This window comes from Collinsella aerofaciens (assembly GCF_041537385.1).
Classification (GTDB): domain Bacteria; phylum Actinomycetota; class Coriobacteriia; order Coriobacteriales; family Coriobacteriaceae; genus Collinsella; species Collinsella aerofaciens_BV.
On sequence record NZ_JBGORS010000002.1, the window covers coordinates 403,217 to 409,910 of the forward strand.

The following is a 6,694-nucleotide window of genomic DNA, read 5'->3' on the forward strand; positions in this document are numbered from 1 at the left end:
GCCGCCTACCAATCGAGCTCGACGGCCGTAACGGGCGACTCGTTGAGCTCGTCCTCGACGATGCGGCCGTCGCGCAGGCGCAGCACGCGGTTGGCCATGCGCGCGATGGCGGCGTTGTGGGTGACGATGATGATGGTGCAGCCGTAGGTGCGGTTGACGTCCTCCATGAGCTGCAGGATTTCCTTGGATGTCTTGTAGTCGAGCGCGCCCGTGGGCTCGTCGCACAGCAGCAGGCCCGGATTTTTGACGAGTGCACGGCCGATGGCGCAGCGCTGCTGCTGGCCGCCCGAGACCTGGCGCGGGAACTTGTTGCGGTGTTCGTAGAGGCCCAGCGAGCGCAGCAGGTCGTCAATGTTGAGCGGGTTTTTGGACAGGTGCGCCGTGACCTCGATGTTTTCCTTGATGGTGAGATCGGGCACCAGGTTGTAGAACTGGAAGACGAAGCCCAGCTCGCGGCGGCGGTACTCGCCCAGATCGGCAGGCTTGAGCGCAGTGAGGTCGCAGCCGTCCACCATGATGGAGCCGCCGTCGGCATCCTCCAGGCCGCCGATGAGATTGAGGAACGTCGATTTGCCCGAGCCCGAGGGCCCCAGCATGACGCAGATCTCGCCGCGGTTGATGGACGTGTCGATGCCGTCGAGCACCATCAGGCGTGCATCACCGTCGCCATAGTGTTTCTTGAGTCCTTTGACCTGGACATAGGCTTGCTTTGTCGCCATGCTATCCCCCGTTGTTAGCCTTCTGCTACTTTTCTAGGCTAATAGTAAACCCAGGTGAACTATTTTTAAGCGACGTGCGCGAACTATTTTCCAACCTACTCATTGGGGACAGACTTAAATGAGTGAAATCGCTCATTTAAGTCTGTCCCCAATGAGTAGTCCCCAAGTGCCGACATATTGGGACAGTCCCTGCCAGCCCTGCCGGCGAATCGGCAAAGACTGTCCCCAATGACTAGGTGGCTAGGCGTGGGATTTGGCGCGGGTGAGGGCTAGGCCTACGGCGGCGATGGCGGCGGCGAAGAGCACGGTGACGCCCAAGTCACAGACGATGTCGCCCACCACGGCAGACGTCAGGTCCGAGGCAAGCGCCTTGCCGATCGCGTCGTTCACCCAATACGTCGGCACAAAGTGCGCCACCGTCTGCACGGCCGAGCCCATGAGCGACAGCGGCATCCAGGCGCCGCCCAAAAACGTCATGAGCATGCCGAGCAGGTTGCCCACACCGTTAAGCAGCTCCTCGCGCGCACCCAGGCTCGAAAGGGCAAAGCCAACGGCCAGCGGCGTGCACGCCAGGGCAAACGTCGCCGCCAGCGCCAGGCACACACGGCCCACGCCGACCTCGGCGACCGCGCCGGCAAAGCCCACGACGCCCATCATGCTCGACACAAACCAGATGCAGACGGTGAGCACGGCGGCGGCCGCAAACACGGCAAGCGAACGCTGGCGCTCGGGGATTGGGCCGGCATCCATACGACACACGCGCTCGGGCTCATTCATGCCCGAGAACACCAATCCCACCGACACGATGACCGACGAGATGATCGCGTACGCGCCAAAGTTGAAGTACGACTCGAGCGTGGTGGCGGCAGTCGAGTCGACCTTGACCCGCTCGATCTGGACCTCCGCGCGCTTTGCAGCGGCATGCTCGGCAGCTTTGGCGACCTCGCTGTCGGAAGCAGCTGGCTCAAGCGCCGCCGCAGCGCCCGCGAGCGAGATCCAGCGCGAGGCCTCGGCAGACGAAAGCGCCGCCGCCATGGTGCCGGAACCGTAGGTCACGTCGAGCTTGGGCAGGGCCTCCCCCGCACGGGCGGCTGCAACAAGATCGTCCTCAAACCCCTCCGGGATAAAGAACACGCAATCGGCACTGCCCTTGGCGCTGTTGCTCTTGGCGAGCGCGTCCGCGAGGTCGTACGCGTCGTCGCCGATGCCCGTGACCAGGTCAAAGCGTGAACCCAGATGCTTGGTAAGCGCCCGCGAAAGATCACTGCCGTCGCGGTCGACCACGATCACATTGGCATCGTAGGGTTTGTACTCGGTGAGCTGCGACGAGTTCCAGCTCACCGAAGCCGCGATGAATACGCCCATGAGCGAGATGAACACCGTATAGATGAGCAGGTAGAACGGGTGCGCCAGCGCCATGCGAAGCGCGGTCTTAAAGGTGCTCATAGCGGCTCCTTCCAAAGATCAGCGTAGCGGCGGCGACAAACACCAGGGCCATCAGGACCAGCGCGCCGGCGCGAACAGCGAAGGGCCCCAGGTCCTCAAAGAAATACAGGCGATTGAACATGTCGCAGATGAGCTTGACGGGATTGAGCCAGCACTCGGCCGGGCAGGCGCGAGCGACGTCGTCGGCAAGCGCCATCGCCGGCTCGCCGTAGAGGCCGGCGAACAGGGCGCACGTGGTGGCAAAGCCCGTGAGGATGCCCGACTTGGATGCCTTGCCGCCCTTAACGGGAAGCGTGCCCACAAAAAGCCCCAGGCCCGTGGCGGCAAGCGCGGATGCAGCCCCGCCCAGCAGGCACAACCCCTCGCGCCCGCCAAAGTCGACGCCCACGACCAGGCGCACGTAGCCGATCGCAACCGCCATCGATGCAAAGGAAACCAGCCACGAGCCGACAAAAATGCCGGCCAGCGACGCCGTCTTGGAAAGACCGCCCACGCAGCGGCGCGCGCCAAGGCCCGACAAATTAGGCTGCAAATCGACGACGCTCAAGGCGGCAAACTCGGCAGACATCATCGCGACCAGGCCAAAAAGCGCGTAATAGTAGATGACCGTGCCATCGGGCGTGGCACGGGTCAGGCTCACGCGGCGGGTTCCGCCCTCGAGCGACAGAGCGCGCGCAACCGCCTCCGGGTCGGCGAGTGCCGCCGGGTTGTCCTGGGCAATCTGGCGCATGAGCTCGGTATTTTGCGTATACGAGCTTGCCACCGTCTCCAGGATGCTGCGATCGGTGAGCACCGACGAGGCGCGCGAGCTGTCGTAACTCGATAGCAGCGTGAGCCTGGGCGTGCCCGCGGCATCGACCATATAGATGCCCGCGACCTCGCCGGCCTTGAGCGCTTTGCGCGCGGCAGCCAAGTCTTCGTACTCGCTCACATCGAGCAGCTGGTCGTCGCCCGCCTTGGCAAGCGAAGCTGCCACGTCCTTAAAGGTCGAGGCATCCCAGGCCTCGTCCGCCACGACGGCAACCGGCACCGGGTCGACCGTGCCGTCGGAGCTGAGGTTCGCAAACATAAACATGAACATCGTGGAAAGCGCAATAGGAAAGAGAGCGCCCCAGACCCACGTGCTCGGCCGGCGCAGCAGCGTCTTGACCGTGGTGATGATGGTGTTGAACATGGCCGCCCCCTAGTCGCGCAGCTCGCGGCCGGTGATCTCGAGGAACACGTCGTTGAGGGTCGGCGGTTCGGAATAGATGCGGCCGAGCGGCACGTCATGCGAGCGCAGCGCATCGAGAATGTCCGTCAGGTTGTGCGGGCTCGCTTCGCACGAAAACGTGAGCTGTCCCGCCGTTGCCGAAAGGTCCAGAACGTGCGGCAGGCTTGCGACGGCACCGAGCGCCGCACTCGGAACCTCGCCGACCTCGATTACAATCTTCTCGCCCATCTGAATCATGCGCTTGAGCTCGTCGTTAGTGCCCTGCGCCAGCACGCGCCCACCGTCCATGATCATGATGCGGCTGCAGATCTGCTCGACTTCCTCCATGTAATGGCTGGTATACACCACCGTGGCGCCCTCGTCGCGCAGGCGGCAGATGCCCTCCAGGATGGCGTTGCGGCTTTGCGGGTCGACCGCCACCGTGGGTTCGTCAAAAAAGATGAGCTCGGGCTTGTGCGCGATGCCGCAGGCAATGTTGAGACGACGCGCCAGGCCGCCCGAGAGCTTGCCGGGGCGGAACTTGGTAAAGTCGCCCAGGCCGACAAAGTCGATCGCCTCGTCCACCAGCGCGCGGCGGCGCTTGCGGTCGTTCACGTAGAGACTGCAGAAATAGTCGATGTTCTCGCGCACGGTGAGCTCGTCGAACACCGCCACCTGCTGCGGCACCACACCGATGCGGCGCTTGAGGTCGTAGCGGGCGGGCATCATGCGCTCGCCGAACAGCTCGATGGTGCCCTTGTCGTAGGCGAGCAGCTGCAGGATGCAGTTGATGGACGTGGTCTTGCCCGAGCCGTTGGGGCCCAGCAGGCCAAAGATCTCGCCGGAAGCGATACTCAGGTTAAAGTGGTCGAGCGCAATAAGGTCGTCGTAGCGCTTAACGAGGTTTTCGACGTGGACGATGTCTGTCATGAGGCGGCCCTTCTGTTGATTGCGGCCCGGTACGATTGCATCATCGCAGGAGCTGGCGGCGCGCACCAGTGAGCTTTGTCACGAGTGCGGGGCTTGGTCGCGTGGCCTGCTGACGCGACCGCCCCGCCGCGTGGGAGGAATGTCACGCTTGCTCTGAGTGGCGCCTCCCCCGTGCGCGGCATCGCGTACAATACCCGTATGAACAGGCTATTCGACAAATCGATCGTGCTGGCGTGCTGCATCGCAGCCGCCACGGGCCTTGCTGCGGATGCTCGCCTGGTCGCGGCGTTTTGCCTTGGCGTTGTCATCGCCGCGCTGGCCGAGGTCGCGCAGGGAGAACGCATCCGTCGCGCCAGCGAGGCCGGCAGCTACGCCTACGTCATCGCGGCTGTCTTCGTGCCGCCGTTTGTGCCGTTCGCACCTCTCGCCCTCTATGACATCGCGCGGCGCGTGCGCCGTGAGCACGCCTGGATCGCGCTGGGTGTCGGCGCTGTCTTTGTCTGTGCGCTCGTCGCGGACCTTCGCGGCGGCGCGCTCACCACCCGAACGCTGTTGCTAACCGCCATCCTTTCGGTCGCCGCCACGTTGCTGTCGCTGCGCACCGCACAGCTGGAGCGCGAACAGGAACGCATGCGTCGCACCCGCGACAAGCTGCAAGAACGCGCCCTGGCACTCGAGGCACGCAACCGCGACCTCGCCGACCGCCAGGACTACGAAGTCGAGCTCGCGACGCTCGCCGAACGCGCCCGCATCGCACGCGAGATCCACGATAACGTCGGGCACCAGCTCACGCGCGCCTCACTGCAGGCCGAAGCCCTACGCGTGGTCCACGCCGACGAGCCTGGCGTCGCCGCCGATTTCTCCGACGTTAAACGCACGGTTGACGAGGCGCTCCAGCTTGTGCGCACCAGCGTCCACGCGCTCAACGACAACGCCGTCGACCTTTCCGTGCAGCTCGAACGCATTGTTGAAGGCGCGCGCTCGGACGGCGGCCCGCAGATTGAGCTTGAAGTTTTGGCCGAGCATGCACCCGCCAACGTCGCCAACTGCTTTGCGGCGGTGCTGCGCGAGGCGCTTTCCAACGCCATGCGCCACGCCCATGCCAAAACCATTACCGTGCGGTGCATGGAGCATCCGTCGTTTTACCAGTTCATCGTTACCGATGATGGCGCAGACGCGACCCCGGCGAGCAGCAGCAACGTCGCAGAAGGCATGGGGCTCGGCTCCATGCGCGAGCGCGTCGAGGCGCTTGGCGGCACCTTCACCGCCGGCCCGCGTGCCGGTGCCGGCGGCTGGCGTGTGTTTGCCACCGTTCCCAAACAGCAAGGAGATGAGGGCCGATGAGGCTCATCGTTGTCGACGACGACCGCCTAGTGGTCGATTCGCTCAAGATTATCCTGGGCGCCCAGCCGCAGATCGAGGTAGTGGGCACCGGCGCCAACGGCGACGACGCGGTCGCGCTCTACGCCGAGCACTCGCCCGACATCGCGCTGCTCGACATTCAGATGCCGGGACGCGACGGTCTATCGGCTGCTCGCGAGATCCTTGAGCACGACTCTGCGGCGCGCGTGGTGTTTCTGACGACATTCTCGGATGACGAGTACATTGTGTCGGCGCTCAAGCTGGGCGCCCGCGGTTACCTGATCAAGACCGATGTCGCCGCCATTCCGCCAGCGTTGGCACAGGTCATGGATGGCAAACGCGTGCTCGAGGGCAAGGCGATCGAAGATGTTGACTTTGACGGGATGGGCGACAAGACGGGCACGCCCCGCCGGCCCGCAGCCTTTGCCAGCCTGACCGACCGCGAGTTCGAAGTCGCCGAGCTCATCGCCCGCGGCCTCGATAACAAGGAGATTGCCGCCACGGCTTATATGGGAGAAGGCACGGTGCGCAACCACATCAGCTCGATCCTGGCCAAAATGGGCCTGCGCAACCGCACGCAGATCGCCATCGCCTACCTGCGGGGGTAATTGACCAGTGGCCGACCGCTCCGGCATAGCAAAATGGCTGCCATCGATTTAATGCCATTTCAAAACTAAGCCGGTTTACGGGGCTAAACTCAGGACCCCCATCCATACCCGCGTTTTCTGCAAAATGACGGCTCGTCTACCTGCGGTTTTATTTTCACGAATATCGGCATGGTTGGGGACTCGTGACTCAGCCCCGTAAACCGGCATAGTTTTGTTTGAACGGTCCTGCGCGAACGCACCCACCAGCCGCGTGGGGCCAAAAATGATCCGTTTTCCTCCGTCCCCGGGGGATCATTTGGCGGCGCCAACCACGAAATCGGCCCATCTACTACGTTTGACTCGATACCCCTGACCATGCCTTCGTTTTGAACAAAACCGCAGGCGTTCTACCTGCGGTTTTGTTTTCGCGTTTTTTGGCATGGTTGGGGGTAAGGGGA

Annotated in this window: 6 protein-coding genes; 2 read left to right on the plus strand and 4 right to left on the minus strand. The window is 63.7% G+C overall.

Annotation, left to right across the window (positions count from 1 at the left end; genetic code table 11):
- Nucleotides 1-5: 5 nt before the first annotated feature.
- The 4 genes from ACEG18_RS05160 to ACEG18_RS05175 form a co-directional block, all read right to left on the minus strand.
- Entirely contained in the window at nucleotides 6-719 is a 714-nt protein-coding gene (locus ACEG18_RS05160) for an ABC transporter ATP-binding protein (RefSeq protein ID WP_372541586.1), read from the minus strand.
- 240 nt (nucleotides 720-959) lie between these two features.
- Entirely contained in the window at nucleotides 960-2,165 is a 1,206-nt protein-coding gene (locus tag ACEG18_RS05165; protein ID WP_372541588.1) for an ABC transporter permease, read from the minus strand.
- Nucleotides 2,152-3,339 (minus strand): ABC transporter permease, encoded by a 1,188-nt coding sequence (locus ACEG18_RS05170; protein ID WP_372541589.1) that lies wholly within the window; start codon nucleotides 3,337-3,339, stop codon nucleotides 2,152-2,154. The genes ACEG18_RS05165 and ACEG18_RS05170 overlap by 14 nt, the downstream gene beginning before the upstream one ends.
- Nucleotides 3,340-3,348: 9 nt before the next feature.
- Nucleotides 3,349-4,287: an ABC transporter ATP-binding protein gene (locus ACEG18_RS05175; RefSeq protein WP_372541590.1), complete on the minus strand. Its 939-nt coding sequence runs from the start codon at nucleotides 4,285-4,287 to the stop codon at nucleotides 3,349-3,351.
- A 198-nt stretch (nucleotides 4,288-4,485) separates the two neighbouring features.
- On the opposite strand from ACEG18_RS05175, the gene ACEG18_RS05180 reads away from it, so the two are divergent.
- Both ACEG18_RS05180 and ACEG18_RS05185 read left to right on the plus strand, forming a co-directional pair.
- On the plus strand, nucleotides 4,486-5,631 hold the full coding sequence (locus tag ACEG18_RS05180; protein WP_372541592.1) for a sensor histidine kinase: 1,146 nt from the start codon (nucleotides 4,486-4,488) through the stop codon (nucleotides 5,629-5,631).
- Nucleotides 5,628-6,257 carry a response regulator gene (locus ACEG18_RS05185; protein WP_372541593.1) on the plus strand — a complete coding sequence of 210 codons (630 nt, stop codon included), beginning with the start codon at nucleotides 5,628-5,630 and terminating at the stop codon, nucleotides 6,255-6,257. Before ACEG18_RS05180 ends, ACEG18_RS05185 begins: the two co-directional genes overlap by 4 nt.
- Nucleotides 6,258-6,694 lie beyond the last annotated feature (437 nt).

Excerpts from the sequence above, each read along its gene's own strand:
- ACEG18_RS05160 (WP_372541586.1), bottom strand. The coding sequence starts at position 719 with ATGGCGACAAAGCAAGCCTATGTCCAGGTCAAAGGACTCAAGAAACAC.
- ACEG18_RS05165 (WP_372541588.1), bottom strand. The coding sequence starts at position 2,165 with ATGAGCACCTTTAAGACCGCGCTTCGCATGGCGCTGGCGCACCCGTTC.
- ACEG18_RS05170 (WP_372541589.1), bottom strand. The coding sequence starts at position 3,339 with ATGTTCAACACCATCATCACCACGGTCAAGACGCTGCTGCGCCGGCCG.
- ACEG18_RS05175 (WP_372541590.1), bottom strand. The coding sequence starts at position 4,287 with ATGACAGACATCGTCCACGTCGAAAACCTCGTTAAGCGCTACGACGAC.
- ACEG18_RS05180 (WP_372541592.1), top strand. The coding sequence starts at position 4,486 with ATGAACAGGCTATTCGACAAATCGATCGTGCTGGCGTGCTGCATCGCA.
- ACEG18_RS05185 (WP_372541593.1), top strand. The coding sequence starts at position 5,628 with ATGAGGCTCATCGTTGTCGACGACGACCGCCTAGTGGTCGATTCGCTC.